The following is a 25,591-nucleotide window of genomic DNA, read 5'->3' as shown; positions in this document are numbered from 1 at the left end:
CGCCCATGCGAGTCCACCGCGGGCACCACCTGCAACCCACCGCCGCCGGCTGCGCGCTGACCATCGGCAACTTCGACGGCGTTCACCGCGGCCACCAGGCCATGCTGGCGCTGCTCAACAACGAGGCCCGGCATCGCGGCCTGCGCAGCTGCGTGATGACCTTCGAGCCGCACCCGCGCGACTGGTTCGCGGCCAAGGCCGGCAGACCGGAGCTGGCGCCGCTGCGCATCGCCACGCTGCGCGACAAGCTGCGCGAGCTGGAGCGCTGCGGCGTCGACGAGGTGGTGCTGCTGCGCTTCGACGATGCGCTGGCCGGCATGAGCCCGACCGACTTCATCGAGCAGGTGCTGGTCGAGCGCCTGGCCACGCGCTACGTGCTGGTGGGCGACGATTTCCGCTTCGGCGCCCAGCGCGCTGGCGACTACGCGCTGCTCGATGCCGCTGGCGGCAGGCTGGGATTCGACGTGGCGCGGATGATGAGCTACGAGGTGCACGGCCTGCGCGTCTCCAGCTCGGCCGTGCGCGAAGCCCTGGCCACCGGCGACATGCCTGGCGCCGCGCGCCTGCTGGGCCGGTCCTACAGCATCAGCGGCCACGTGGTGCACGGCCGCAAGCTGGGCCGCGACCTGGGCTTTCGCACGCTGAACCTGCGCTTTCCGTCGCACCGCCCGGCGGCGCAAGGCATCTTCGTGGTCCAGGTCCATGGACTGGGGCCGGAGCCGCTGCCGGGCGTGGCCAGCCTGGGCGTGCGGCCCACGGTCGAGGATGCCGGCAGGGTGCTGCTGGAAGTGCATTGCCTGCGCTGGCCCGAGCACATCGCGCTCGAAGGCGGCTACGCCCGCATCCTGCAGGTCGATCTGATGCACAAGCTGCACGACGAGCGCCGCTACGAGTCGCTCGATGCCTTGCGCGCCGGCATCGCCCAGGACGTGGTCGACGCGCGCGCCTGGTGGGCCCGTGCGCCGCGGTAACGCGCCCGCGCGGGCCCGGTAGAATCCCGGCCATGTCGACCCGGTTTGTCACGTCTCTTGCAGCGCAGCACGGTCACGCCCGCACGCGCCGGCAGACCACGCGCGACCGAATTCAGAGCGCCGCCTGACGTCGCGCGCTCCCAAGACGTCCCCCCTGCGGCCGCCGGCACGCCCGTCCGCAGGCCCACCGGCTCGCCGCCGCCGCTGGCCGACACAGCGCCCGGCACCCGCGAATCCGCCCGACACGCACCCGACGCGGTGCCCTGATTGACGCGCCCCATGACCACCGACGCCAACGCCCCCGACTACCGCAGCACGCTGAACCTGCCTGACACGTCCTTCCCGATGCGCGGCGACCTGCCCAAGCGCGAACCGGGCTGGGTCAAGAGCTGGAACGACACCGCCGGCACCGGCGGCGGCCTCTACAAGCGCCTGCGCGACGCCCGTCACGGCGCGCCGCTGTTCGTGCTGCACGACGGCCCGCCCTACGCCAACGGCCAGATCCACATGGGCCATGCGGTCAACAAGATCCTCAAGGACATGATCGTCAAGTCGAAGCAGCTCGCCGGCTTCGACGCGCAGTACATCCCCGGCTGGGACTGCCACGGCCTGCCGATCGAGAACGCGATCGAGAAGCTGCATGGGCGCAAGCTGAGCCGCGACGACATGCAGGCCCGCAGCCGTGCCTTCGCCACTGAGCAGATCGCCCAGCAGCGCGAGGACTTCAAGCGCCTGGGCGTGCTCGGCGACTGGGATCGCCCGTACCGCACGATGGACCCGGCCAACGAGGCGGGGGAGATCCGCGCCTTCAAGCGCGTGATCGAGCGCGGCTTCGTCTACCGCGGCCTGAAGCCCGTCTACTGGTGCTTCGACTGCGGCTCGTCGCTGGCCGAGTTCGAGATCGAATACGCCGACAAGCAGAGCGACACGCTGGACGTGGCCTTCGAGACGAACGACGCCGCCCGCCTGGCCGCGGCCTTCGGCCTGGCGGCGTTGCCGGCTGGCAAGACCGCCTTCGCGGTGATCTGGACCACCACTGCCTGGACCCTCCCCGCCAACCAGGCCTTGAACGTCCATCCCGAGCTGGACTACGCGCTGGTCGAGACGCCCATCGGCTGCCTGGTGCTGGCCGAGAGCCTGGTCGAGAAATGCCTGGCGCGCTTCGGGCTGCAAGGCCGGGTCATCGCCACCGCGAAGGGCGAGAAGCTCGGCGGCCTGGTGTTCCGCCACCCGCTGTTCGACGTGGACGCCGGCTACCGGCGCCTCTCGCCGGTCTACCTGGCCGACTACGTGTCCGCCGACGACGGCACCGGCCTCGTCCACTCCTCGCCGGCCTATGGCGTGGACGACTTCAACTCCTGCGTCAAGCACGGCATGGCGGTCGACGAGATCCTGAACCCGGTGCAGGGCAACGGCGCCTACGCGGCCGACTTCCCGCTGTTCGGCGGCCAGCACATCTGGAAGGCCGTGCCGGTCATCCTCGAGACGCTGAAGAACGCCGGCCGCCTGCTGGCCACCGAGCGCATCACCCACAGCTACCCGCACTGCTGGCGCCACAAGACCCCGGTGATCTACCGCGCGGCGGCCCAGTGGTTCATCCGCATGGACGAGGGCGAAGGTGTCTTCACGAAGGACAAGGCGCCCAAGACCCTGCGCCAGCTGGCGCTGGACGCGATCGACCACACCGCGTTCTACCCCGAGAGCGGCCGCCACCGCCTGCGCGACATGATCGCCAACCGGCCCGACTGGTGCATCTCGCGCCAGCGCAGCTGGGGCGTGCCGGTGCCGTTCTTCCTGCACAAGGATTCCGGCGAGTTGCACCCGCGCACCATGGAGATCCTCGACCAGGCGGCCGACATCGTCGAGCAGGGTGGCGTGGAGGCCTGGAGCCGCGTCACCACCGAGCAGATCCTCGGCGCGGCCGATGCCGAGCACTACACCAAGAGCACCGACATCCTGGAAGTCTGGTTCGATTCCGGGAGCAGCTTTCAGCACGTGCTGCGCGGCAGCCATGCCGGCCTGTACGCCAACGGCAACTTCCACGCCCAGGGTCCCGAGGCCGACCTGTATCTGGAAGGCCACGACCAGCACCGCGGCTGGTTCCACAGCTCGCTGCTGCTGGGCTGCGCGCTGTACGACCGCGCGCCCTACAAGGGCCTGCTGACCCACGGCTTCACGATCGACAGCCAGGGCCGCAAGATGAGCAAGTCGCTGGGCAACGGGCTGGACCCTCAGGAGGTGTTCAAGAAGCTGGGGGCGGAGATCATCCGCCTGTGGGTGGCTGCCAGCGACTATTCCGGCGACATCGCCGGCGACGACAAGATCCTGGCCCGCGTGGTGGACAGCTACCGCCGCATCCGCAACACGCTGCGCTTCCTGATGGCCAATGTGTCGGACTTCGACCCCGCCGTGGACGCCGTGCCGCCGGCGCAGATGCTGGAGATCGACCGCTACGCGCTGGCCCGCGCGGCCGAGCTGCAGGCCGAGATCCTGAAGCACTACGACGTCTACGAGTTCCACCCGGTGGTCGCCAAGCTGCAGGTCTATTGCTCGGAAGACCTGGGCGCCTTCTACCTGGACGTGCTGAAGGACCGGCTCTACACCACCGCGCCCAAGAGCCTGGCGCGCCGCTCGGCCCAGACCGCGCTGTGGCAGATCACGAACGCGATGCTGCGCTGGATGGCGCCGTTCCTCAGCTTCACCGCCGAGGAGGCCTGGGCCACGTTCGCCGGTACGGCCAAGGGGCAAGGCGGCAGCGGCACGATCTTCACCGAGACCTACTGGCCCTTCGCCACGCCCAACGAAGCGCTGCTGGCCAAGTGGACCCGCCTGCGTGCGATCCGCGACGTCGCCAACAAGGAGATCGAGGCCTTGCGCGGCGCCGGCCAGGTCGGCGCCTCGCTGCAGGCCACGCTCGCCATCACCGCGGGCGCCGACGACGCGGCGCTGCTGCGCTCGCTGGGCGAGGACCTGAAGTTCGTCACCATCACCTCGGCCGTGACGGTGGAAGACGGGCCCGAGCTGAAGGTCGCCGTCAGCCCCGCGACCGCGGCCAAATGCGAGCGCTGCTGGCATTACCGCGACGACGTGAACGCCGACCCCGCGCACCCCGGACTGTGCGGCCGCTGCACCAGCAACCTGTACGGCGCGGGCGAAACCCGCACCGTGGCCTGACGCCATGGCGCGCAGCAGTGTCCGCGCGTCGCGCAAGGGCCCGGGCCTGGCCGTCTGGCTGGGCCTGGCGCTGGTGGTGATCCTGCTCGACCAGTTCACCAAGGTGCTGATCGTGGGCAACTTCGAGCTGGGCGAAAGCCGCATGGTCACCAGCTTCTTCAACGTCGTGCGGGTGCACAACACCGGCGCGGCCTTCTCGTTCCTGGCAGGTGCGGCCGGATGGCAGCGCTGGTTCTTCATCGGCCTGGGCAGCGTCGCCTCGGCGGTGATCGTCTGGATGCTCGACAAGCACGCCGGTCAGACCTTGTTCTGCTTCGCGGTCGCGCTGATCCTGGGCGGCGCGGTGGGCAACGTGATCGACCGGCTGATCCACAGCTACGTGGTCGATTTCCTGCAGTTCCACTGGGCCTGGCTCGCGCCGATGTTCCCGGGCGGCTACTTCCCCAGCTTCAACCTCGCCGACAGCGCCATCACGGCCGGAGCCATCGGGCTGATCATCGACGAATTGCGTCGCGTTCGGCGCGGCTGAACCGCGTCGCAGGCGCCACGTCGTAGACTGGGGCCGATGCTGCTCGACACCCTGCTCTCCGCGCGCGACCTGGGGCGCCTGGTCGACATCGCCGGGGTCATGATCCGCCACGGCCTGGGCGACACCGTCCAGCGCCTGGGCTGGGCCGACGCGCTGGAGAAGGCCGGCCACCGATTGCACCGCGAGCACGCGGCCGACCTCGCCCGGCTGCCGCGCCCGGTGCAGTTGCGCATGACGCTGGAGGAACTCGGACCGACCTTCGTCAAGCTCGGCCAGATCCTCGCCGGGCGTGCCGACCTGCTGGGCCCCGACGTCATCGCCGAGCTCGAAAAACTGCACAGCCAGGTGCCGGCGCTGCCGCTGGAAGCCTTGCGGGCCCAGTTGCGCGAGGACCTGGGCGGCGAGCCCGAGACGCTGTTCGCGCGCTTCGACGACCAGCCGCTGGCAGCCGCGTCGATCGCCCAGGTCCACCGCGCCCAGCTGATGGACGGCACCGAGGTGGTGGTCAAGATCCGCCGCCCCGGCATCCGCGAGGTCATCGAGGCCGACCTGCGACTGCTCGAGCGGCTGGCGGCCATCGCCGAAGGCCGCATGCCCGCGCTCAAGCCCTACCGGCCGCAAGGCCTGGTGCGCGAATTCGGGCGCTCGTTGCGCCGCGAGCTCGATCTCGCGGCCGAGTGCCACAACGCCGAGCGCATCGCCGCCAACCTGCTGCCGCTGGGCTTCGTCAGCATCCCCAAGGTGCATTGGGCGCTGACCAGCGAACGGGTCAATGTGCAGGACCATGTCGGGGGCATCCCCGGCGGCGAGCTGGACCGGCTCGCGGCAGAAGGCCTGGACCGCAGCCTGCTGGCGCGGCGCGGCGCCCAGGCCGTGCTGAAGATGATCGTCGAGGACGGCTTCTTCCATGCCGACCCGCATCCCGGCAACGTCTTCTACCTGAGCGACAACCGGATCGCCTTCATCGACTTCGGCATGGTCGGACGGCTGTCGTCGCGGCGACGCGAGGAACTGCTTCAACTGCTGCTGGGCCTGGTGCAGCGGCGCCCGCAGGCGGTGGCCGACGTGCTGATGGACTGGGCCAGCGCCAACGACGAGGGGCTGGCCGGCGTCAACCTCGGGCAGCTGGAGGTCGAGATCGAGGATTTCGTCGACCAGTACCACGGCACGCCGCTGGCCGACCTGAGCCTGGGGCAGATGCTCAGCGACGTGACGGCGATCCTGCGCGGCCATCGTCTCGCCCTGCCCTCCGACCTGGCCTTGCTGATCAAGGCCTTCATTTCGCTCGAAGGCATGGGCCGCGCGCTGGATCCGGGTTTCCACATGGCCACCGAGGCCCTGCCGATCCTGCGCCAGGTGCTGCGCTCGCGCTACCAGCCCAAGGCGCTGGCGCAGCGCGGCTGGGCCTCGGTGCAGCGCCTGCTGCAGGTCGCCGAGCAATTGCCGCACGACGTCTCGCGGCTGATGCGCAGCGCGCGCCGCGGCCGGCTCAGCGTCGGCATCGACGTCAGCCACCTCAAGCAGGTGGGCGACCAGCTCGACCGGGCCGCCAGCCGGCTGTCGGTGGCGCTGGTGATCTCGGCGCTGATCATCGGCTCGTCGATCGTGATGACGGTGGGCGGCGGGCCGCAGCTGTTCGGGCTGCCGGCCTTCGGCCTGCTGGGCTTCCTGGGCGCGGTGGGCGGCGGACTGTGGTTGCTGCGCAGCACGCTGCGATCGCGCAGGCATCTCGACTGAGCGCCGCCCCGGGATAGGGTCAGCCCGGCTGGACGGCGGCAGGCCCGCCACCTACCCTGCAGCGAAGGAGATCCCGGATGCAGGCTGACCCATCGACGCCCCCTCCACAAGACACCGCCGCGGCGGCGACGCCCACCGACAACCCGCCCAGCTTCCTGATCCCGCTGAACCCGCTGGGTTTCGGTGCGCCGTTGCGGTGGCTGGCGCTGGGTTGGCGCGATTTCCTGCGCGCACCGCTGATCGGCCTGTTCTACGGCGCCTGCTTCATGGCCATGGGCTGGGCCCTGCTGGCGGTGTTCGAGAACGCCCCCGCCTACACGCTCGCGCTGTCGGCCGGCTTTCTGTTGATGGGGCCGTTCATGTGTCTGGGGCTGTACCACGTCAGCCGGCAGCTGGAGTCGGGGCTGCGGCCGGACTTCGGCCAGTCGCTGATGGCCTGGGACGCGCGCATGGGGACGCTGGGCATCTTCGGCTTCGTGCTGCTGGTGCTGGAAATGCTGTGGGGCCGCGCCAGCCTGATCATCTTCGCGGTCAGCTTCGACGGCATGCCCGATTTCAAGGGCTCGCTGGCCGCGCTGCTGAACCCCGACAACCTGAACTTCATCGTCGCCTACGTGGTCGTGGGAGCGCTGTTCGCGGGGCTGATCTTCGCCGTCAGCGTGGTGTCGATCCCGATGATCCTCGACCGGCAGACCGACGCCATCACCGCCGGGCTGACCAGCTTTCGGCTGGTGCTGACCCAGCCCGGCGTGATGCTGTGGTGGGGCTTCCTGCTGACCGCGCTGGTGGTGCTGGCCCTGCTACCCTGGTTCGCCGGGCTGCTGGTGGTCGGGCCGGTGACGGGCCACGCCACCTGGCATGCCTACCGGGCGGCGGTCGGCGCGGGCGACCCACCCGCCGCGCCTTCGCCCTGAGGCACCGCCGTCCTGGCGCGGGTCGCCCGTCCGATCAGGCGGGCTTCTTGTCGGTCGTGCCCGACAGCAAGGGCATCACGCCGGTGCTGGTGCTGCCCAGCAGGCCGGTCTGCGAATAGATCGCCAGCTTCTGGCGCGTGTCCTGGATGTCCAGGTTGCGCATGGTCAGCTGGCCGATGCGGTCGGCCGGCGTGAACGCGCCCTCGACCTTTTCCATGCTCAGCCGCTCGGGCTGGTAGGTCAGGTTCGGGCTCTCGGTGTTCAGGATCGTGTAGTCGTTGCCGCGGCGAAGTTCCAGCGTCACCTCACCGGTGATCGCGCTGGCCACCCAGCGCTGCGCGGTCTCACGCAGCATCAGGCACTGCGAATCGAACCAGCGGCCCTGGTACAGCAGGCGGCCCAGCTTGCGGCCGTTCATGCGGTAGGTCTCGATGGTGTCCTCGTTGTGGATGCCGGTCACCAGGCGCTCGTAGGCGATGTGCAGCAGTGCCATGCCCGGGGCTTCGTAGATGCCGCGGCTCTTGGCCTCGATGATGCGGTTCTCGATCTGGTCGCACATGCCCAGGCCGTGGCGGCCGCCGATTTCGTTGGCCTTGTAGAACAGGCTCAGCAGGTCGGGGAAGGTCTGGCCGTTCAGCGCGACCGGAATGCCTTCCTCGAAGCGCACCGAGACGGTCTCGCGCTTGACCTCCACGTCGTCGCGCCAGAAGGCCACGCCCATGATGGGCTTGACGATGTTGATGCCGGCGTTCAGGAACTCCAGGTCCTTGGCCTCGTGCGTGGCGCCGAGGATGTTGGAGTCGGTCGAGTAGGCCTTCTCGACGCTCATCTTGTAGTCGAAGCCGGCGGCGATCAGGTACTCGCTCATCTCCTTGCGGCCGCCCAACTCGTCGATGAAGGTCTGGTCCAGCCAGGGCTTGTAGATGCGCAGCGCCGGATTGGCCAGCAGGCCGTAGCGGTAGAAGCGCTCGATGTCGTTGCCCTTGTAGGTGCTGCCGTCGCCCCAGATGTTGACGCCGTCGTCGCGCATCGCCACCACCAGCGCGGTGCCGGTGACGGCGCGGCCCAGCGGCGTGGTGTTGAAGTAGGTGGCGCCGCCGGTGGAGATGTGGAAGGCGCCGCACTGGATCGCCGAGATGCCCTCGGCCACGAGCTGGTGGCGGCAATCGATCAGGCGCGCGATCTCGGCACCGTAGGCCAGGGCCTTGCGCGGGATGTCGTCGTAGTCGGTCTCGTCGGGCTGGCCCAGGTTGGCCGTGTAGGCACAGGGGATCGCGCCCTTGGCTCGCATCCAGTGCACTGCGGCACTGGTGTCCAGGCCGCCGGAAAAGGCAATGCCGACGCGCTCGCCGACGGGGAGTTTCTGAAGGATGCTGGCAGTCATGGCTCGGGTCTTTCGCGGAACCTGCAATGGTACCGCGCCGGGGCGCGCCGCCGTGCCCCACGCTGCACCTCGCGCGCCGGCGGCGGGCCTGCCGCCGCCACAAGAGTCACAAGACCATTTAAGTTGTGTGCAATTTAATTTTGAACGATCATTCGCGCATGTCGAACCCGTCGCCCGCCTCGTCCCCCGCCGATTCCTGGCTGGCGCTGGACCGCCAGCTGTGCTTCGCGCTGTATGCGGCCTCGTTGTCGATGACCCGGGCCTACAAGCCCCTGCTGGACCCGCTGGGTCTGACCTACCCGCAGTACCTGGCGATGCTGGCCCTGTGGGAATCCGACGGCATCCCGGTCTCGGCGCTGGGCGACCGGCTGGGCCTCGATTCCGGCACGTTGACCCCGCTGCTCAAGCGCCTCGAAGGCAGCGGCCTGCTGAGCCGCCAGCGCGACCCGAGCGACGAGCGGCGCGTGCTGCTGTACCTGAGCCCGACCGGCCGCGCCCTGCGCCAACGCGCGAAGACCGTCCCCCAGCGCATGGCGGCGCTCGCCGGCTGTTCGCTGGGCGACATCTCCGAGCTGACCGAACGCCTGACGGCGCTGCGGCAGCACCTGTCCCAGGCTCCGGCCTGACCGCTCCCGAAAGGTCCTTCCCATGGCACTCGACAAAGTCCTCTACACCGCCCATGCCACCGCCACCGGCGGCCGTACCGGCACCGCACGTTCGTCGGACGATGCGCTGGTGGTGACCCTCAGCACACCGCGCGAACTGGGCGGCGCGGGCGGCCCGGGCACCAATCCCGAGCAGATGTTCGCGGCCGGCTATTCGGCCTGCTTCATCGGCGCGATGAAGGCCGTCGCCGCAGGCCGCAAGATCAAGCTGCCGGACGAGGTGTCGATCACGGCCGACGTCGGCATCGGCCCGATCCCGGCCGGCTTCGGCATCCAGGTGGCGATGGCGATCAGCGTGCCGGGCATGGCCCGTGCCGACGCCGAGAGCCTGGTGGCCGCGGCGCACCAGGTGTGTCCCTATTCGAACGCCACCCGCGGCAACATCGACGTCACCCTGACCGTGGTCTGAGTCGCACCTGGCGGCCTGCCGAGCGGACTCAGCGAGAGGCCGCCAGCAGGCGCAGCAGCAACTCCACCCGGGCCTTGCCCGGCGTGAGTGCGCCGGCCGACGGCAAGGCGCCCGGCGGGTCCCCGACCACGCTGCCGCCTTGGCAGCGCGTGGCCCGCAGCACCTGGATGCCGTCGGCCTGGGCGGCCATCAGCGCGCGCTCCATCTCGACGTGCACCGAGCCGTTGCCGGTGCCCTCGACGACGATGCCGCGGGCCCCCAGCGCCCGCACCGCCGCCACCAGCGCCCCGTCGGCACCGGCATGGCAGGCCAGCACATCCACGCGCGGCCATTGCGTCACCGGCCGGTCCACGCAGGCCAGCCCCAACGGCTCGCCGGCCGGCCAGTCGCGCCAGCGCTGCACCCGTCCTTCGTCGACCCCCGCCAGCGGCCCGGCGTCGCCCGATCCGAAGGCGTCGACGCGGTAGGGATGCAGCTTGCGCACCTCCGTCGGACCATGCACCCGGCCGGCCAGCACGGTCAGCACGCCGCAGGCCCCGGCGACACCGGCCACGGTCACGGCATCCAGCAGGTTCTGCGGGCCGTCGGCCTGCAGCGAGCTGGCGGGGCGCATCGCGGCGGTCAGCACCACCGGCTTGGCGGGGGCCAGCACGCGCTGCAGGAACCAGGCCGTCTCCTCCAGGGTGTCGGTGCCATGCGGGATGACCAGCCCCGCCACCTCCGGCCGCGCGAGGTGGTGCGCCACCCGTCGGGCCAGCCGTTGCCAGGTCGCGTGGTCCATGTCCTTGCTGTTGAGCTGGGCCACCTGCTCGGCCTCCAGCGCGCGCCCGCGCAGCGCCGGCAGCGCGCTCACCAGGTCGGCCACGGCGACCTGGCCCGCGGTGTAGCCGACGTTGTCGGAGGCGTCGCGCGCGGTCCCCGCAATCGTGCCGCCGGTGCCGAGGAGGACGATCAAGCCGGAATTGTTTTGCATTTTTCGAAGGTCTGGATAAAAATACAGATACTGGATGCAACCTCAGCCCGCCATGATCGAAAGCCCCAAGCTCACCGCCCGACAGCAGCAGATCCTGGATCTGGTGCAAAGCACGATCGCCCGCACCGGCTCACCGCCCACGCGGGCTGAAATTGCCGCCGAGCTGGGCTTCAAGTCGCCCAACGCGGCCGAGGAACATCTGCAGGCCCTGGCGCGCAAGGGCGTGATCGAGCTGATCGGCGGCACCTCGCGCGGCATTCGCCTGCAGTCCAGCACTTTACGCGCCCTCAACGAGGCCCGCGGCAAACAGTACATGCTGCCCCTGCCCAGCCTGTCCCAGCTGACGTTGCCGCTGGTCGGCCGGGTGGCCGCCGGTCATCCGATCCTGGCGCAGGAACACATCGACCAGACCTACGTGCTCGAAGCCAGCCTGTTCCCGCGCAAGCCCGACTACCTGCTGAAGGTCAAGGGCATGAGCATGCAGGGGGCAGGCATCGTCGACGGCGACCTGCTGGCGGTGCAGAAGACCGCGGACGCGCGCAACGGCCAGATCGTCGTCGCCCGGCTGGATGACGAAGTCACCGTCAAGCGCTTCCACCGCAGCCGCCACGGCATCGAGTTGCTGCCCGAGAACCCCGACTTCGAACCGATCGTGGTGCCGCCCGACCGCGAAGACTTCTCGATCGAGGGCATCGCCGTCGGGCTGGTGCGGCAGCACATGCTGATCTGACGCGACAGGCCCGGTCACGCCATGGTAACGATCAAGAGCCCCAAGGTCAGCCGGGCTAGCGATTGCCGGCGCCTGGAGCAATTGCCCAACGTCGGCCCGGCCATGGCCGCGGATCTTCGCGGCCTGGGCATCGCGCAACCCGCCGACCTGCGCGGCCGCGACGCCTTCGCGCTGTACCGCCAGCTCGAACGGCTGAGCGGCAAGCGTCAGGACCCCTGCGTGCTCGACACCTTCCTGGCCATCGTCGACTTCATGAACGGCGCGCCGGCGCGGCCCTGGTGGGCCTACACGCCGGAGCGCAAGCGGTTGCACGGCCAGGTGCCGGTCGGACCTGACCTGCCCGCCTGACCCGCGCGGCGGCCCATGGTCGGGCAGCCGTGCTCACGCCTGCGGTGGGCGCAGTCCATCGCGCCGCAGCAGCGCCGGGAACAGGCGCAGCCACAGCGCCACCACCGCCAGCGTGCCCAGGCCGCCCAGCAGCACCGACCCGACCGGCCCCAGCAGGGCCGCCGTGGCGCCGGATTCGAATTCGCCGAGCTGGTTGCTGGCGCCGATGAACACCGAGTTCACCGCGCCCACGCGACCCCGCATCGCGTCCGGGGTCTCGAGCTGCACCAGCGACTGTCGGATCACGACATTGACCATGTCCGCGGCCCCGGTGACCGCCAGCGCTCCGAAGGCCAGCCAGAACTCGCGTGCCAGCGCGAACCCGATCGTCGCCAGGCCGAACAGCGCCACGCTGCCCATCAACCATCGTCCGGCACGGCGCTCCACCGGCGCGCGGGCCAGCCACAGGCCCACGCCGACGGCCCCCAGTGCCGGAGCGGAGCGCAGCAGGCCCAAGCCGGCGGGCCCGGTGTGCAGCAGGTCCCTGGCGAAGATGGGCAGCAAGGCCGTCGCCCCGCCCAGCAGGACCGCGAACAGATCCAGCGACATCGCGCCCAGCACGACCGGCCGCTGCAGGATGAACCGGATCCCGGCGGTCAGGCTGTCGAGCCCCGGTGCGGCGGCACGCTGGACGCGCGGCCTGGCGCGGATCAGCAAGGTGCTGAGCACCGCCGCGACCAGCAGCCCCAGCGACACGGCATAGACCAACGCGGCGCCCCGGTGGGCCGCCGCCATGGCGGCATCGCCGGACACTGCGCCGGATCGCACGAGCACCGGCCCGAGCGCGTAAAGCACGCCGCCCAGCGCCGGCCCGGCGACGATGGCCACCTGCATCACCGAACTGCTGGTCGCGACCGCGCGCGGCAGCAGTTCCTCGGGAACCAGCGACGGCGTCAGCGCCTGCACCGACGGCATCTGCAGCGCGCGGGCCATGCCCAGGCCGGCCGACAAGCCCAGGATCAGGCCCGACGCGACCCAGTCGCCGAGACTGGCGCCGCACAGCACGCTGGCCACCACGGCTTGCACGCCCAGACTGGCGGCGAGCAGGCGGCGGCGGTCGTGGTGATCGACCAGATGGCCGGCCGGCAAGGTCAGCAGCAGGGCCGGCAGAAACTGCACCAGTCCGACCAGGCCCAGTTGCCAGGCGCTGCGCGTCAGGTCGTACATCTGCCAGCCCAGCGCCACCATCAGCATCTGGTTGGCGCTGGTGCCGGCCAGCCGGGCCATCAGCAGTTTCAGGTAATCGGCCTGGTCGCGCAGGCGCAGGCGGGACGATGGGGTCGAGATCGGGTCGGCAGGGTTCAGGGACATGGCGGCGAGCTTACGCGACCGCCTGGCGCGCGCCGCCACGCCAGGGCCATACGCCCCCCCGCCGAAGGCCGTCAGGCCGAGGCCTTGAAGGCCATCACGGCTTGGTTTCGCAGCGTCCGCAGCAACGTCAACTCCTGCTCGGACGGTTGCAGATCGGCCCGCTCGCTGTCCGCGTAGATCAATGCGAACGGGGCCGACTTCATCATCATCGGCAGCAGCAGAAAGCCCCGTGCCGGTGCCTCGCGGTACCAGGCCGGCAGGCGGGGCGCCAGGCTGGCCGCGCAACCGTCGGCGATCAGGGTGTCGACCCCCTTCTTGCAGGCCGCCGCGAACAGGTCGGCCGGCACGCTGGCCCCGGCCTCGACCCGGAAGCGCGCCCGCAGCGCCTCCACGCCATCGCCCAGACCGAGGCGGCCGGTCAGCGCGCCGCTGCGCGGATCGCGCAGGCAGAACACGACCCGTTGGAAGTCCAGCGCGCGCCACATGGTTTCCAGGATGATGCGAAGCACTTCGTTGAGCTTGAAGCTGTCGCCCGCCAGGCTGGCCGTGACATCGGCGATACCCGCCGACAACAAAGCCTGGGCGACACCCGGCGCCTGCGCGGTGGAGGCAGCCGCGGCAGCCGGCAGCGCAGGCGCAACCACCGCCGGCTCGGTCGCCAGCAGGCGGCGGGCACGGGCCGTCGGGGCCGGTGCCAGGCCCAGGCCGGCCGCCAATTCGACCAGATGCCCGCGGGCCACCTGCACCGCGTCGCTCAGCGCCTGCGCGCTGAGTCCCAGCGGACGCGCGTAGCGCTCCGACAGCTCGGCCACCCGGTGGCGGTGTTCATCGCCCGCCATCAAGGCCTGCACCAGTTCGCCGGCGGCGCGCACACGCCAGCGCATCTGTTCTTCGGGCGCGTCGAGGTGCCGCTGCGGCACCTCGCCCTGCGGCGGCGCCATCAGGCGCCGCAGGCTGTCGGGCAGGTCCCAGACGGCCGCCACGCCCTGCCCCAGCGCGTCGTAGCTCAAGCCCAGCACCTCGATCTGTGCCCGCTCGGCGTGGGGGTCAGCGTGGCTGCGCACACGGGCGGCTTCCTGCGGAAAATAGTACTCGCACAGCAGTCGGCCCAGGTGGCTCAGCATGCCGGCCACGAAGGCTTCCTCGCGCTCGCGGGAGGCGGGCGTGAGCTGATCGACCAGCGTCGAGGTCAGCAGCGCCTCCAGGAACAAGCCCTTCATGCGATCGGCGTGCGCGCGGTCGCCCATGTGCTCGATCAGCAGCAGTGACAAGGCCATGTTGCGGATGCCGCCGAACCCCACCAGCGCAGCCGCCCGCGACACGGTGCTGATCTCGCCGGCACCGACGCGTCGGAACTGCGCGCTGTTGACCAGGCGCAGCAGGCGCTGGGTCAGCGCCACGTCGCGCAGGATCTCGGCCGACAGCACATGCAGGCTTTCGGTGTCCGACGAGGTGATGCGCTGGATGCGCAGCACGGCATCGCTGAGCGCCGGGAAGTCGCCGTTCAGGCGCATCCGGCGCAGCAGGAAGTTCAAGGTGCCATGGCCGGCCGCCGCGTCGGCGCCGGGCGACAGCCAGCCATCGAGGGCATCGCGGAACGCCGCCGCGCCGGGCCAGCGCTTGTCGGGCGCGCGCGCGGCCGCGCGCAGCACGATGGAACGCAGCGCGTCGTCGACCTCGGGGCCCTCGCCGTCGGGCCAGCGGACCTCGTCCTGGATCGCCCGCTGCAGCGCCTGCATCGGGTCGCGGCCGTCGCGCCAGGCACGCCCGGTGAGCATCTGCCCCAGCATCATGCCGGCGGCGAACACATCCATCGCCGGTGACGGCGCCTGGCCGGCCGCCGCTTCCGGCGAGATGTAGCCGGGTGTGCCGACGATCCGCCCGTCGTGCTCTGCCGACAGGCGCGCGGCGATGCCGAAATCCATCACCCGCGGCCGGCCGTCCTCGCCCAGCAGCACGTTGGACGGCTTCAAGTCCCGGTGCACCACGCCGCGCGCGTGGGCCGCGGCCAGCGCGTCGAGCACCTCGCGCATCAGTTGCACCGCGTCGCGCGCCGGCAGCGCGCCGTTCAGGCGCAGGTGCTCGGCCAACGTCGGTCCGGCGACGCATTCGCTGACGATGTAAGACTGCGCCCCCTCCTGCCCGACGTCGAACACCGGCACGATGCCCGGATGCTGCAAGGCGCCGGCGAGCCGCGCCTCGTTGAGCCAGGAGGCGCAGGTCTCGGCATCGGCGGCCGGATGGATCAGCTTGAGCGCCACGTCGCGCTGCAAGGTCGGATCGTGGGCCCGCCACACGGTGGCCTGGGCACCCTGCCCCAGGCGACTCAGCAAATCGAAGCGGCCGATGCGCCGCGCGGTCACCGTGCTCACGGCGCCGACTCGCTGCGCGCCGGCGCGACCGGCTTTCCTGCGGGCGGACGGCGCGCCGGCGTCGGCGCGTCGCCCGGCCGCCCGGCCGCCGCACCGCCGGTGGCATCGCCCATCAAGGCCTCCTGAAACTCGTTCAAGGCCAGGCCCAGGGCTCGCGCATAGCGCCGGCCCACGGCCTGCACCGCCGCCACGGCCTGGCGCGCCGGCAAGGCGCTGGCATCGACCAGATCATTGGCGCAACTCGCCGTGGCACGCAGGACATCGTTGTCGCTCTCGGGATGGTGGACCGGCGTGCCGGGTGCCAGGCGGCGGATCATGTGCAGCACACTGTCGTCCAGCCCCCAATGGCGCGCCACCGCAAGGCCGATCTCTTCCGTGTCGGCGCCCAGCACCGCGAACGACGCGGCCTCGGCCGACATGCCGGCTTCGGCGGGGCCGCCGGCCACCGGGCTGTCGGCGGACTGGGTCAGCCGCCGGATCTGCCCGGCCTCGTCGGGCAGGTGGTACTGCACCACCAGGCGGCCCAGGTTTTGCAGCTGCGTGATCAGCGACACGACTTCGCCGTCATAGCCTGCGGGCGCGAGGCGGGTCGCGACCCGGCCGGCGCGCTGCACCTGGCGGATCAGGGCCTGCATCTCGGCCGCCGCCGACTCGTTCATCGGACCCGGCCAGGGCCTCAGGCTGAGGGCCGCGCGGCGTACCCCGTCCAGGCCCAGCAGGGCGATCGCCCGGCGCAGCATCAGCACCGGGCCGTCGGTGGTCACGGCGGCGCCGCGCACCTGCGCGCTGTTGACCATGCGCAGCAATTCGAAGGTCAGCGCCATGTCGCCCAGCACGGCCTCGGCCAGCTCGCTGGTGCGCCCGCGCTCCATCAGCGACAGATGGGCCACCCGTTCGGCGCCGCCCGGCAGCGCCGGCAACACGCCCACCGAGCGCAGCCGGTCGAGCAGCAGGGCCAGCGGGCCGCCCTCGCTGTCGGCGCTGGTCTTGATCCAGCCTTCGAGCGCGTGCTGAAGGGTCCGGGCATTGCGGTAGCGCTGCCGGACCTGGCGGTCGGTCGCGCGATTGACGATGGCCCGCAGCGGATCCGGGATGGGCCGCGGCACGGACCAGGGCAGGCGCACGAAGTCCTGGCCCGCCGGCGGCATCAGCGCCATCACCTTGAGCACGTCGGGCTGGTCCAGCGCAGGCTGACCGGCCAGGCCGTGGTGCATCACGATGCCCAGGGCCAGCACATCGTTGACGGCAGCGTCACGGACGGCCCGCAAGGCATCCATCGCGCCGTCGGGCGCCGGTTCGCCAACGTCCTGGCGACAGGCCAGATCGAGCCCGAGGATCGCCACGTGGCCTGCGTCGTCGACACCGAGCAGCCAGGGCTGCAAATCGCGGTGCGCCACCCCGGCCTCGTGGGCATAAGCCAGGCCCTGTGCGGCCTGGGCGGCCCAGGTGGCCAGCTCGGTGGCCGGGATGCCCTGACGCGAGAAGCGCTCGGCCCAGGTGACCAGGGTGCCTCGCTCGTAGGCCGCGTAGGGCCAGCGCTCATGCTCGGCCACCTCGACCGGCCGCGCCAGCTGCGGGTGGTTCAGGCGTGCGGCATGCCGCGCCGCCTGGAACCAGGCGTCCAGGGCCGCGCCAGCAGGCTGCTGGCGTGGCATCACCAGCATGAATTCCTGTTCGCTGCGGCTGTCCATCGCCAGCCAGGCCATGGTCAGCGCACTCTTGCCCAGCAGACGCAGCAGCTGGAATCGGCCGAACAGGCGCACCGCCGGCCGCGGCGCGGCGGCCGCGGCGACAGGCGGCGTTGCGTCGGCGGCCGCCGGACGGGCGGCTGGATCGAAGGACGGTTGGGGTTGACTCATGGACTGGGGGCAGATTGCCAAGCCATTGAACCGCGCCGGCCGCTGGCGCGATGGACGGAACAAGGGCACAAAGTGCGATCTTTTCGGTGTCAGGCGATGCCGCCGCCCTTCGCCGGTGCCAGCTCGATCACGTCGCCCGCGCCGCTGACGAACGCGGCACGCACGGGCTCGCCGGGTTGAAGCGCCGCCACCGCGGCCTGGTAGCGGATCAGTTGGTCGCACAGGTCCGGCTGGTCCTGCGGGCGGCTGTCCAACTTGTAGTCGAGCACCCACCAGACCGGGGTGCCCGCGGCGTCGTCCAGGCAGACCAGGCGGTCGACCCGCAGCGAGCTCCCTTGCCAGGCCAGCGGAACCTCGTCGCCCGACCAGCGCAGCCCGGGACCGCGCCAGAAGCGCGCGAACGCCACTGAACGCAGCACCGCCGCGGCGGCCCGGCGGGCCTGGCCGGCCTCGGCCGGCAGGAGCTCGAACTCGGCAGCGGCCTCGGGCGTGGCGGCGTCCAGCCAGGCCTCGGCCGACCCGCTGTCAGCCGGCCCGGCGGGGCCGCAGGCCCACTGCATCAGGCGGTGAAAAGCCTCGCCGATCCGGCCGATGCGTGATTCGCCGCGCGCCGGCGCGGCCCACACCGAGGCCGCCCCATCCGTTCGGCCACGCGTCGCCGCGGCCTGCGCGCCGGCGGCGAACCAGTCGTCGACCTGGAACGCGGACCGGTCGCCGGCCGGCAGGGCGCCGACCTCGCCGGGCACCCAGGCGCGTGCCAGCGGCTCGATGCGGTCCCACCACGCCGCGGCAGCGGCTTTGCGATGGGGCGCGACGCTGCTCAGCACCAGGCGGCGGCGCGCCCGGGTCATCGCAACGTACAGGCCGTTGAGTTCCTCGCGCGCCGCCAGCGCGGCTTCCTGCTCGTGCAGCGGCAGCAGCGACGGCGCGATCCGCGCCGGGCGGGCGACGAAGGCGGCCTGGGTCGGGTGATCGGACTCGACCGGCCAGTCCACCAGCAGCGTGCCGGACTCCGGTTGGCGCGCTTCGGGGTCGGTGTCCATCAGAAACACCACGTCGGCTTCCAGGCCCTTGGCGCCGTGCACGGTCAACAGCTGCACCGCCTGCGCGTCGGCTGGCGCGGCCGATTTCAGCGGCCGCGACCGCAAGGCCCGGACCACGCCGTACGGTGTCGCGAAACGACCGCCGTCCAGCGCCAGCGACTGGGTCAGCAACGCATCGATCACGGCCTTGGCATGGGCACGGCGCTCCGGCGGCGCGGCCGCCAGCATCCTGCCGACCGCCTCCCCCTCGTGAACGATGCGGTCCAGCAGATCGTGGGGCGGCAGCTCGCGCGCCGCCTGCTGCCACGAGGCCAGCAGCGGCGCCGCGCGTTGCAGCGCCTCAGAGGCCGCGCCGGACCGGGCCAGCGTGGTCAACGCCGGCCACCAGCCCCGGCCCATCGCGGCAGCGGCCAGGGCCAGCAGGTCGTCGTCGCTGGCACCGAACAGCGGACTCTTCAGGGCCTGGGCCAGCGACAAGTCATGCGCTGGCGATGCGAGCCAGTCCAGCACCGCGATCAGGTCGCTGGCCTCGGGTTCGTCGGCCAGCGTCAGCCCTTCCGGACGCACGTGCGGCACATGCAGCGCGCGCAGGGCGTCGGACAAGCGCGCCAGCACGCTGCGGCGGCGCGCCAGCACCTGGATCTGCCCGGGCAGCACGCGGCCCGCCGCCAGCAGTTCGTGGATCGCGCACGCCACCTCGCGCGCCTCCTGGGCGCCACGGTGTTCCTGCTCGGTATGGCGGGGCTCGGTCAGGCTGTCGCGCCAAACGGCAGCCTGGCGGGTCGCTCGCGCGATGGCCGACGGGCGCGCCACGCGCGGCAGGCGGAACACGCCGTCGCCAGCGTCGGTCACCTCGGTGCTGTGGGGCCGAAAGCCGCCGAAGGCGCCCTCGCGCTGTGCCTGATCGAAGACCTGGTTCAGAGCCGCCAGCACGCCGGGCGCGTTGCGGCGGGTGTGATCGCAGGCCAGGCGTTGGCCGCCCAGCGCCTCGGCCACGAAGTCGGCCGCCGCCTCGAAGACACGGGGCTCGGCGCGCCGGAATCGGTAGATGCTCTGCTTCGGGTCACCGACGATGAACAGCGACAGCGGCGCCTGGCCGCTGGCGCCCCCACCGGCGCCGGCATACGCGGCGAGCCAGGGGAGCAAGGCATGCCATTGCAGCGGGCTGGTGTCCTGGAACTCGTCGATCAGCAGGTGGCTCAGCCGCGCGTCGAGGCGTTCCTGGATCCAGCCCGACCAGGTCGCATCGCCCAGCAGGCGCAAGGCCACGCCCTCCAGGTCCGACATATCGACCCTCGCCCGCGCCTGCTTGAGCGCGGCGAACTCGCGCAACAGCTGCCGCGCCAACGCGCACATGTGCAGGTGATCTTCGTGGGCCTCGTGCTGGCGCACCCGCAGGTCGATCGCCTGCAGGCGATCGGCCAGGGCCGCCGCCTGCGGCCAGTCGCCGGGCAGCTTGCGCAGTTCGCCCTTGTCGGTGTGCAAGGCCTTGAACGCCAGGGCATAGGCCGCCGGCAGGTCGCCTGCCTCGACCAGGCCGCAAGCGCCCTGCAGGCGCTCGGCCGCCTCACGGCATTTGGCGCTGCCGGCGGCGCCGAGCTGTCGCGCCACGGCCGCCATGTACGACCGCTCGTCGGCATGGGCCAGCAACTGGAGCGGGTGGCTCAGCCCGGCGCAATCGGAGAAGACCGCCGCGGCGGGCGGAATGCCGGCGTCCAGGCGCTGGTGCGCGTCGGCCCGCTCGATCTCGACGCGGCGGTTCCAGGCCGCGTCCAGCCAGCGGCCGACGGTGCTGCGCCCGTGGCGCGCCACCAGGGCCAGGTAGGCACGCGTGAGGGCCTCGTCGGCCGCTACCTGCCGATGGAATCGGCGGAACAGGTCGGGGCGCAGCTCCTCGACGTCCTCGATCAGGCCCATCGCCGGCTGCAGGCCCATCTCGGCCAGCACCTCCAGCGGCGCCATGCGCATCAGCTGCGAGAACCAGGCGTGGAAGGTGCGAATCTGCACCCCGCGCCCGCACGACAGCATCTGGCCATGCAGGCGGCCCAATGCCGGTGCGAGTTCACGGGCCCGCGCGGCATCGACGCCGCGGGCACACAGCTCGCGCTCGCGCCGCTCGTCGCTGCAGGCCGGTGTCGCGAATTCGCGCAGCCATTCGTTGAGTCGAGCGCGCATCTCCCCGGCCGCCTTGCGCGTGAAGGTGATGGCCAGGATCTGCGACGGTTCGACGCCGTCGAGCAGCGCGCGAAGCATGCGCGAGACCAGCATCCAGGTCTTGCCCGCGCCAGCGCAGGCTTCGACCACGACGCTGCGGTGCGGATCGCAGGCCAGGGCATAGAACGCATCCCGGTCGACGTCCCGTCCGTCGACGCGATAGGCCGGCAGCAGGCTCATGCGGGGCCGACCTCGGGGGCATCGACGCCCCCGGCCCAGTGGTCGCGCCGGCACAGGCCGCGCGCTTCGCAGTGATCGCAGGCGCTGCCACGCCCCAGCGCCTGCAGCGGCTCGCCTGCGCGCAGGCGCTGCAACTCGCCGGCCAGCCCGGCCACCAGGGCGCGCGCGCTGACGGCGACGTCGGGGTGCTTGACCTCACGCAAGCCATCGCGCTCGTCCAGCGCCAGGTAGGCCGCCGAAAGCGCCGCCGCGGGCACTCCGGCGCTGGCCAGGGCCAGCACCGCATAAAACGCCAGCTGGGTGTCCTCCAGCGGTTCGCGCACCTTCTGCTCCAGGCCCGCCGCGCTGCCGGTCTTGTAGTCCAGCAGTTGGACTCGGCCATCGGCCTGCGCATCCAGGCGATCGAGCCGGCCGTGCAAGCCCATGCCGGCCAGCTCGGCGGGGTGGGCTTCGCAGGCCACCTCGCCCTGTTGCCAACGCCAGCCCTGGGCTTCGCGCTCGCGCAGCCACACCAGATACGACGGCAGCAAGGCCTCGAAGCTGGCCTGGAACGGCAACAACTCGCCGTCGACCAGGCCTTGCTCGGCATCGATCTCGCGGGCGCAGGCGCGCAGGCGGTCGAGGTCGTCGCCGGGATCGTCCGTCGCCGCACGCTGGCTGTGGAAGCGCATCAGCACCGCATGCAGCCAGACCCCGTAATCGCGCTTGTCGGGCACCTGGTCGAGTTCGTCGTCCTCGGCCAGGCCCAGCAGCGTGCGGCTGAAAAACCTGTAGGGACAGGTTCGCAAGGCGTCCACCGCGCTGGCGCTCAGCGACGCGGGCCAGCGCGTGCCGGCCCGTGGCAGCGGCGGCATCACCGGCTGGGCTTGCCACAGCGCCTGCGGCAGGTAGGCCTCCACCGCAGGCAGCTCGGCCGGCCGCTGACCGGCCTCGCGACGCGCCAACACCAGGCGCTCGAGCAGCGGGCTGGGGCCCAACAGTTCTGCGCCTTCGGCCTGGCGGCGCACCAGGCAAACGTCGGGCAGGCTCAGCAACTGCAGGAATGCCGCGGTCTGCCGTTGTTGCTGCATCGCCTCGTCGGGCAGGCCCAGCTCGCGACACAGGCCCGGGCTCAGCAGGCCGGCACGCTTGTCGACCGCGCCCAGGCGCAGCTCATCGGCCGCCGGGCAGACCGCCGCCACGAACGGCCGCAGCATGACGCGGGCCAGCGGCGCGATCACCACCCGCGCCTCGGGAGGGTTGTCGACCACCACGCTGGCGTCGTCGAGCGCGGAATCGACCCAGGCGATGAACTCGTCGAGCGTGAAACGCGTGGCGCGGGCCACGGCACACCAGTCCTGCGCGGTATTCCAGGGGGCTTCGAGCCGCAGCACTCTCAGCACCGCGCGGCCGGCCGCATCGTCGCGCCAGCGCGCCGCCTCGCGCTCGTCGTCGAGCCAGCAGCTTGCCAGTCGGTGCAGCCATTGGTCCAAGGGCAGCACGCGTTCGTCGAGCAGCGCCGCCAGCCGGGCCTCGGCTTGGCGCCACAGCCTCTGGGCCTGGGCGGCCGCGGCGTCGCCCACGCGCCGGCCTCGCCAACCCGCCTCCAGCGCCCGCAGCGCATCGGGCTCGGCGAGGCCCAGGCGATCGTCCTTGAGCCAGGCCAGGCGGACATCCTGGGCATCGCTGCCGGGCGCTCCCCGCAGGCTGCGCGCGGCGCGCAGCAGCGCCGCCACCCTGGCACCGGCGCGGGTGGTGGACAAGCGCCAGCCGGTGTCGTCGACCACCGGCACCTCGGCACGCTGCAGCAGCGCGCGGGTGCGGCGCACCGTCTCGCGATCCTGCGCCACCAGAGCCACCACGCCCTGGGGGTGAACCTGCAACGCATGCAGCACGCTGGCCGCCGCCGCGCGGGCCTCGGCTTCGGTATCCGCACAGACCCATTCACCCGGCGCCGGCCGCGCCGCGGCCCGGGCGAACGCGGCGTCCACCGGGCCATCCAGGTCGAACCACAGCACCGGCACGCCGCGCCGGGCTGCGTGATCCAGCAGCGACTGGGTCAAGGGGTCGACGCCGCCGGCACGCAGGCCGATCCAGGCACTGACCGCTGCGTCGAACAAGCGATCGGTCGGCGGCGCCACCTCGTCCAGCGCGCAAGCCACCCATTCCAGTGCGATGCGGGCCAGGGCCGCCTCGGTGGCGGCCGGCGCGTCGGCATCCGCCAGTTGCCGGCGCGCCCGGGCCCACCACGCCGCCCGCTCCGACGGAGGACGGGCGCAGGCGGCGGCGTGCCAGGCCTGCGCGGCCTCGACCACGGCCGACACCGCGTGCGCGAACGCCAGGGGGTCGCGCAAGGACCACGCCCTCCCCCAGGCCTGCCCGCGCAACAGCGCCTGGGCCTGCAGACGCTGGGTCACGCGGTCGGACGAGAAGCCGGACCGCTCCGATGCCGCCGCCGGCGCCGATTGCTGCACCCAGGTCGCGACGGTCTCGACCCGCGGCTGCCAGCCGGCCCGCCGGCTCAGCGCGTTGCGCGCAAGCGGCAGCAGCGCCGAGAACGGCAGCAGCCACCCGGCATCGCGCAGCGGCACCCCGCGGCCGGTGGCCCAGTCGCCCAGGCGATCGACCAGATCGGCCCACAGGGCCTCGCCGGCGAGGCCCTCGGGACCGGCCACGACGGTCGCGCCCAACGGCGCAGTGGCGGACGCGGCAGTCAGGGTCATGGCAGCAGGACGAGGGCGGGCAAGGCAGGCAATCGGGCTTTGTGTCAGAATCATTGTGCCTCGGCAGCCCTGCCCCGTTTGGGGGTGTATGCGGCCTTTCACAACGCCCCGGCGTGCCCCAAGGACATTCCATGAGCAGCGACCTGATCAAGCACATCTCCGACGCCTCGTTCGAGGCCGACGTCCTCAAGTCCGACAAGCCGGTGCTGGTCGATTACTGGGCTGAATGGTGCGGCCCGTGCAAGATGATTGCACCCATTCTTGAGGAAACGGCCAAGGACTACGGTGCCCGCCTTCAGATCGCCAAGATGAACGTCGACGACAACCGCGACGTGCCGGCCAAGTTCGGCATCCGTGGCATCCCGACGCTGATGCTGTTCAAGGGCGGCGAGCTGGCCGCCACCAAGGTCGGCGCGCTGTCCAAGGCACAGCTGGCCCAATTCCTCGACAGTCATCTATAATTGCGCCTGACGCACCGGGTGCGGCCGCTTTCAGCGCCGCCCCGTTGCAGCACCAAGGCTCCAAGGCCGCCACGCCCCGAACCTGTTCTTGTGGTTCTCCGGCGCGTGAGTTTCACGGCCCACCGATCCCCTACCCGGTTTCCCAACGCGCTGCGCTGGCCTTCCCAGGCCTGGCACAGCGACTCCTCAGGCCCTTCTGGCGTGCCAAGGCCTGACATCCACCCAAAGGGTGTTTGAGATGCATCTGTCCGAACTCAAAGCACTTCACGTCTCGGCGCTGATCGAGATGGGCGAAGCCCTGGAGATCGACAACGTCGCCCGCCTGCGCAAGCAGGAACTGATGTTCGCGATCATGAAGAAGCGCGCCAAGGCGGGCGAGCAGGTCTTCGGCGACGGCGTGCTCGAAGTGCTGCCCGATGGCTTCGGCTTCCTGCGCTCGATCGACTCCAGCTACATGGCGTCGACCGACGACATCTACCTCAGCCCGAGCCAGGTGCGACGCTTCAACCTGCACACCGGCGACCTGGTGGAAGGCGAAGTGCGCGTGCCCAAGGACGGCGAGCGCTATTTCGCGCTGGTGAAGGTCGACCGCGTGAACGGCCTGACGCCCGAGGAGTGCAAGCACAAGATCATGTTCGAGAACTTGACGCCGCTCTTTCCGAAAGAGGCGTTCAAGCTGGAGCGTGACAACTTCAAGGGCGAAGAAAACGTCACCGGCCGCATCATCGATCTGATCGCGCCGATCGGCAAGGGCCAGCGCGCGCTGCTGGTGGCCCAGCCCAAGACCGGCAAGACGGTGATGATGCAGCACCTCGCGCATGCCATCATCGCCAACCACCCCGATGTGCACCTGATCGTGCTGCTGGTCGACGAGCGCCCGGAAGAAGTGACCGAAATGCTGCGCACCGTGCGTGGTGAGGTCATCAGCTCGACCTTCGACGAACCCGCCGCGCGCCACGTGCAGGTGGCCGAGATGGTGATCGAGCGCGCCAAGCGCCTGGTCGAGCTGAAAAAGGACGTGGTGATCCTGCTCGACTCCATCACCCGCCTGGCCCGCGCCTACAACAACGTACTGCCGTCCAGCGGAAAGGTGCTGACCGGCGGTGTCGACGCCAACGCGCTGCAACGCCCCAAGCGCTTTTTCGGCGCCGCGCGCAACGTCGAGGAAGGCGGTTCGCTGACCATCATCGGCACGGCGCTGATCGACACCGGTTCGCGCATGGACGAGGTGATCTACGAGGAGTTCAAGGGCACCGGCAACTGCGAGATCCACCTCGATCGCCGCATGGCCGAGAAGCGTGTCTACCCGTCCATCCTGATCAACAAATCGGGTACGCGGCGCGAAGAATTGCTGCTCAAGCCCGAGATCCTTCAAAAGACCTGGATTCTCCGCAAGCTGCTCTACCCGATGGACGAGATCGAGGCGATGGAGTTCATCCTCGACAAGATGAAGGCCTCCAAGAACAACCTCGACTTCTTCGACATGATGAGGCGGGGCGGGTGAGGCGCGGCCCGTGATTCGGTCACGGGCCTGAGCGCGGTTCGCTGCGCTATAATCTGCGGTTTTCCGCTGTCG

Annotated in this window: 18 protein-coding genes; 11 read left to right on the top strand and 7 right to left on the bottom strand. The window is 71.1% G+C overall.

All coding sequences use genetic code 11. The features are described 5' to 3' along the window. Nucleotides 1-5 precede the first annotated feature (5 nt). From AC0N04_RS13040 to AC0N04_RS13020, 5 genes are all read left to right on the top strand, one after another. Nucleotides 6-971 (top strand): bifunctional riboflavin kinase/FAD synthetase, encoded by a 966-nt coding sequence (locus AC0N04_RS13040; protein ID WP_474282297.1) that lies wholly within the window; start codon nucleotides 6-8, stop codon nucleotides 969-971. 279 nt (nucleotides 972-1,250) lie between these two features. Continuing rightward, nucleotides 1,251-4,145: an isoleucine--tRNA ligase gene (gene ileS, locus AC0N04_RS13035; protein ID WP_474282295.1), complete on the top strand. Its 2,895-nt coding sequence runs from the start codon at nucleotides 1,251-1,253 to the stop codon at nucleotides 4,143-4,145. A gap of 4 nt (nucleotides 4,146-4,149) precedes the next feature. After that, nucleotides 4,150-4,674: a signal peptidase II gene (lspA, locus tag AC0N04_RS13030; protein ID WP_474282293.1), complete on the top strand. Its 525-nt coding sequence runs from the start codon at nucleotides 4,150-4,152 to the stop codon at nucleotides 4,672-4,674. Nucleotides 4,675-4,710: 36 nt separating this feature from the next. Next, nucleotides 4,711-6,411, top strand: coding sequence for an ABC1 kinase family protein (locus tag AC0N04_RS13025; RefSeq protein ID WP_474282291.1), 1,701 nt, complete (start codon nucleotides 4,711-4,713; stop codon nucleotides 6,409-6,411). Nucleotides 6,412-6,488: 77 nt separating this feature from the next. After that, on the top strand, nucleotides 6,489-7,325 hold the full coding sequence (locus AC0N04_RS13020) for a DUF2189 domain-containing protein (RefSeq protein WP_474282289.1): 837 nt from the start codon (nucleotides 6,489-6,491) through the stop codon (nucleotides 7,323-7,325). Between the two features lie 34 nt (nucleotides 7,326-7,359). Here AC0N04_RS13020 and argG read toward each other — a convergent pair whose 3' ends face one another. Beyond that, entirely contained in the window at nucleotides 7,360-8,709 is a 1,350-nt protein-coding gene (argG, locus tag AC0N04_RS13015; protein ID WP_474282287.1) for an argininosuccinate synthase, read from the bottom strand. A 158-nt stretch (nucleotides 8,710-8,867) separates the two neighbouring features. Here argG and AC0N04_RS13010 point away from each other — a divergent pair, with 158 nt between their 5' ends. Further along, nucleotides 8,868-9,335 (top strand): MarR family winged helix-turn-helix transcriptional regulator, encoded by a 468-nt coding sequence (locus tag AC0N04_RS13010; RefSeq protein ID WP_474282285.1) that lies wholly within the window; start codon nucleotides 8,868-8,870, stop codon nucleotides 9,333-9,335. A 22-nt stretch (nucleotides 9,336-9,357) separates the two neighbouring features. After that, on the top strand, nucleotides 9,358-9,783 hold the full coding sequence (locus AC0N04_RS13005) for an organic hydroperoxide resistance protein (RefSeq protein WP_474282283.1): 426 nt from the start codon (nucleotides 9,358-9,360) through the stop codon (nucleotides 9,781-9,783). Nucleotides 9,784-9,811: 28 nt separating this feature from the next. Here the strand turns inward: AC0N04_RS13005 and AC0N04_RS13000 are convergent, their stop codons facing one another. Then, nucleotides 9,812-10,756, bottom strand: coding sequence for an asparaginase (locus AC0N04_RS13000; RefSeq protein ID WP_474282281.1), 945 nt, complete (start codon nucleotides 10,754-10,756; stop codon nucleotides 9,812-9,814). A gap of 52 nt (nucleotides 10,757-10,808) precedes the next feature. On the opposite strand from AC0N04_RS13000, the gene lexA reads away from it, so the two are divergent. Further along, the gene (gene lexA / locus AC0N04_RS12995) at nucleotides 10,809-11,486 is read left to right on the top strand and encodes a transcriptional repressor LexA (RefSeq protein WP_474282279.1); all 678 of its coding nucleotides are present in this window, start codon (nucleotides 10,809-10,811) and stop codon (nucleotides 11,484-11,486) included. 21 nt (nucleotides 11,487-11,507) lie between these two features. Further along, nucleotides 11,508-11,834, top strand: a complete 327-nt coding sequence (locus AC0N04_RS12990; RefSeq protein ID WP_474282277.1) for a helix-hairpin-helix domain-containing protein — start codon at nucleotides 11,508-11,510, stop codon at nucleotides 11,832-11,834. Nucleotides 11,835-11,867: 33 nt separating this feature from the next. Here AC0N04_RS12990 and AC0N04_RS12985 read toward each other — a convergent pair whose 3' ends face one another. The 5 genes from AC0N04_RS12985 to AC0N04_RS12965 all read right to left on the bottom strand — a co-directional run bounded on the left by AC0N04_RS12985 (nucleotide 11,868) and on the right by AC0N04_RS12965 (nucleotide 23,554). Further along, nucleotides 11,868-13,184 (bottom strand): MFS transporter, encoded by a 1,317-nt coding sequence (locus tag AC0N04_RS12985; RefSeq protein WP_474282275.1) that lies wholly within the window; start codon nucleotides 13,182-13,184, stop codon nucleotides 11,868-11,870. Between the two features lie 71 nt (nucleotides 13,185-13,255). Next, nucleotides 13,256-15,556 (bottom strand): protein kinase domain-containing protein, encoded by a 2,301-nt coding sequence (locus AC0N04_RS12980; RefSeq protein WP_474282273.1) that lies wholly within the window; start codon nucleotides 15,554-15,556, stop codon nucleotides 13,256-13,258. Beyond that, entirely contained in the window at nucleotides 15,553-17,415 is a 1,863-nt protein-coding gene (locus tag AC0N04_RS12975; protein ID WP_474282271.1) for a serine/threonine protein kinase, read from the bottom strand. The genes AC0N04_RS12980 and AC0N04_RS12975 overlap by 4 nt, the downstream gene beginning before the upstream one ends. Before the next feature lie 89 nt (nucleotides 17,416-17,504). Next, on the bottom strand, nucleotides 17,505-20,852 hold the full coding sequence (locus AC0N04_RS12970) for a UvrD-helicase domain-containing protein (RefSeq protein WP_474282269.1): 3,348 nt from the start codon (nucleotides 20,850-20,852) through the stop codon (nucleotides 17,505-17,507). After that, a complete protein-coding gene (locus AC0N04_RS12965; protein WP_474282267.1) occupies nucleotides 20,849-23,554 on the bottom strand; it encodes a PD-(D/E)XK nuclease family protein in 2,706 nt (901 codons plus the stop codon). Before AC0N04_RS12965 ends, AC0N04_RS12970 begins: the two co-directional genes overlap by 4 nt. Nucleotides 23,555-23,685: 131 nt before the next feature. Here AC0N04_RS12965 and trxA point away from each other — a divergent pair, with 131 nt between their 5' ends. After that, nucleotides 23,686-24,015: a thioredoxin TrxA gene (gene trxA / locus AC0N04_RS12960; protein WP_474282265.1), complete on the top strand. Its 330-nt coding sequence runs from the start codon at nucleotides 23,686-23,688 to the stop codon at nucleotides 24,013-24,015. A 238-nt stretch (nucleotides 24,016-24,253) separates the two neighbouring features. Further along, nucleotides 24,254-25,519, top strand: a complete 1,266-nt coding sequence (rho, locus tag AC0N04_RS12955; RefSeq protein WP_474282263.1) for a transcription termination factor Rho — start codon at nucleotides 24,254-24,256, stop codon at nucleotides 25,517-25,519. Nucleotides 25,520-25,591 lie beyond the last annotated feature (72 nt).

Source organism: Ideonella sp. sgz306126 (assembly GCF_056032705.1).
The sequence above is the reverse complement of the archived record's forward strand: the minus strand, read 5'-3'. Positions and strand labels throughout refer to the sequence as shown.

Excerpts from the sequence above, each read along its gene's own strand:
- lspA (WP_474282293.1), top strand. The coding sequence starts at position 4,150 with ATGGCGCGCAGCAGTGTCCGCGCGTCGCGCAAGGGCCCGGGCCTGGCC.
- AC0N04_RS12985 (WP_474282275.1), bottom strand. The coding sequence starts at position 13,184 with ATGTCCCTGAACCCTGCCGACCCGATCTCGACCCCATCGTCCCGCCTG.
- AC0N04_RS13005 (WP_474282283.1), top strand. The coding sequence starts at position 9,358 with ATGGCACTCGACAAAGTCCTCTACACCGCCCATGCCACCGCCACCGGC.
- trxA (WP_474282265.1), top strand. The coding sequence starts at position 23,686 with ATGAGCAGCGACCTGATCAAGCACATCTCCGACGCCTCGTTCGAGGCC.
- AC0N04_RS12970 (WP_474282269.1), bottom strand. The coding sequence starts at position 20,852 with ATGAGCCTGCTGCCGGCCTATCGCGTCGACGGACGGGACGTCGACCGG.
- AC0N04_RS13000 (WP_474282281.1), bottom strand. The coding sequence starts at position 10,756 with ATGCAAAACAATTCCGGCTTGATCGTCCTCCTCGGCACCGGCGGCACG.
- rho (WP_474282263.1), top strand. The coding sequence starts at position 24,254 with ATGCATCTGTCCGAACTCAAAGCACTTCACGTCTCGGCGCTGATCGAG.
- AC0N04_RS12990 (WP_474282277.1), top strand. The coding sequence starts at position 11,508 with ATGGTAACGATCAAGAGCCCCAAGGTCAGCCGGGCTAGCGATTGCCGG.
- ileS (WP_474282295.1), top strand. The coding sequence starts at position 1,251 with ATGACCACCGACGCCAACGCCCCCGACTACCGCAGCACGCTGAACCTG.
- AC0N04_RS13010 (WP_474282285.1), top strand. The coding sequence starts at position 8,868 with ATGTCGAACCCGTCGCCCGCCTCGTCCCCCGCCGATTCCTGGCTGGCG.
- AC0N04_RS12965 (WP_474282267.1), bottom strand. The coding sequence starts at position 23,554 with ATGACCCTGACTGCCGCGTCCGCCACTGCGCCGTTGGGCGCGACCGTC.
- AC0N04_RS13020 (WP_474282289.1), top strand. The coding sequence starts at position 6,489 with ATGCAGGCTGACCCATCGACGCCCCCTCCACAAGACACCGCCGCGGCG.
- AC0N04_RS13025 (WP_474282291.1), top strand. The coding sequence starts at position 4,711 with ATGCTGCTCGACACCCTGCTCTCCGCGCGCGACCTGGGGCGCCTGGTC.
- AC0N04_RS12975 (WP_474282271.1), bottom strand. The coding sequence starts at position 17,415 with ATGAGTCAACCCCAACCGTCCTTCGATCCAGCCGCCCGTCCGGCGGCC.
- lexA (WP_474282279.1), top strand. The coding sequence starts at position 10,809 with ATGATCGAAAGCCCCAAGCTCACCGCCCGACAGCAGCAGATCCTGGAT.
- AC0N04_RS13040 (WP_474282297.1), top strand. The coding sequence starts at position 6 with ATGCGAGTCCACCGCGGGCACCACCTGCAACCCACCGCCGCCGGCTGC.
- argG (WP_474282287.1), bottom strand. The coding sequence starts at position 8,709 with ATGACTGCCAGCATCCTTCAGAAACTCCCCGTCGGCGAGCGCGTCGGC.